This is a genomic window from Paenarthrobacter sp. CM16 (assembly GCF_013179505.1).
In the GTDB taxonomy this organism is placed as follows: domain Bacteria; phylum Actinomycetota; class Actinomycetes; order Actinomycetales; family Micrococcaceae; genus Arthrobacter.
Map to the genome: position 1 here is coordinate 1 of NZ_JABMCX010000526.1, position 1460 is coordinate 1460.

The following is a 1460-nucleotide window of genomic DNA, read 5'->3' on the forward strand; positions in this document are numbered from 1 at the left end:
ACCCACCACGGTCTCGGCATGCCCAACGTAAAGCACCAGGAGCAACGAAGCAGAAAGTGCTACCGTTCGGAGTCGCCGTTGCCACAGCGTAGGAAGCAGCGCACTGGCCGCCAGCGCCGTTGCCAAAACCGCTCCGTACGGACCAATAAGCCTTGTACCACCCATCCGGGACAGCCATCCGTCTTCGGAGTACTGCGCCACTTGGGTGACCATGAAGAAGACGGACACACAGGCGAATTGGCTACCCAGGAACACAGCAGCTGTCTTGAGCGAACCCAGATGCCGCTCAGCGGGGCCCAGGAGAAACAGGAACATCACGATGGTGGTGGCATAAGCCAACGGATTGGTTGTGAAGAACAACGATGTCCAGATGGACCACCATTCACCTGAGCGCAGTCCCTCCAACGAAACTCCGGCGAAATTTAGCCACGGCTTCGGTGGACCGGACAGGAAGCTGCCTGAGACCAAGGACAACACCAGGAACAACGCCAATATCACCAGAGTGAAAGGAGTACCCCTCATGTGCCTGCGGACCTGCGCCCTTGCAGGCCTGATGACACCCTTGAGCGCAAGGCTCACTGTGGCAGCCCCCAGCGCTCTGCCAGGAAACCCAAGGCGCCCGGCATTCCCCGGACAACAGCATCCCAGGAATGCCCCGCATGCTCGATCCTGTGTTCCTGCGTCGTGAAGCCGGCATTCCTGGCTGCCGCTGCGAGTTCGTGCATGTAATCGGTGAATTCGTGATCTGTTTCCCCGGCGGTCAGGTAAACGCCGCTTTCGGGGAAACTGCGCTGCTGCATCAGGACCAAAGGCGTCCTTGACTCGAACGCCGCTACATCGCCGTCGAACGAGTCCTGAATGGTCTTGCTCCTGTCCTTAGCCAAGGCGGGCTCCCGTTCAGCCGAGAACGCCAGCACCGTGGGAAACAGCTCCGGGTGGGCAGTACCCATCTGCAGCGCGCACGTGCCTCCGAACGAGAAGCCGCCCACAGCCCATTGACGCTGATCACGGGTAACATCCAGCGTGGACGCGATCCACGCGGGAACATCCTGGGAAAGATAGGTGTCCGCAGGGGCAATCGAACTATCCATGCACATGGTGTTGGCACTGCTGGACCCGTTGGGATCCACCACCACCGTCACCGGAGCTACTCCATGGTGGGCTTCGGCGAAACGGTCCAATTGCGTGCGGAGTTGCCCGCCCGTCAGCCAGTCGGCAGGGCCCCCGGGCTGTCCGGAGAAAAGAACCAGGACCGGCAGGGCAGGCCGGGGTTCGGTTTGATAGGCAGGAGGCAGGTAGATATATGCCTCGCGAGCAGTGAATCCTGACGCGGTTCCGGGGATTTCGGCCTTCCGAAGAATCCCGTTGCCCGGCATGGAACCGGGCGCTTTCCATGCCTTGAGCTCCGAGCCAGGTGTACTGTCCGGGCTCCTTTGGAGGCTGGCTTCCAGCGGCTGGAT

The 1460-nt window shown here is 61.0% G+C and carries 1 protein-coding gene and 1 pseudogene; both read right to left on the reverse strand.

Translation table 11 applies throughout. The features are described from left to right. Positions 1-579, reverse strand: a pseudogene (locus tag HP499_RS24165) (rhomboid family intramembrane serine protease); the annotation flags it as partial. After that, a partial coding sequence (locus tag HP499_RS24170; protein ID WP_172326560.1) for an alpha/beta hydrolase family protein occupies positions 576-1460 on the reverse strand: 885 nt, incomplete at its 5' end. The gene HP499_RS24170 and the pseudogene HP499_RS24165, both read right to left, overlap by 4 nt.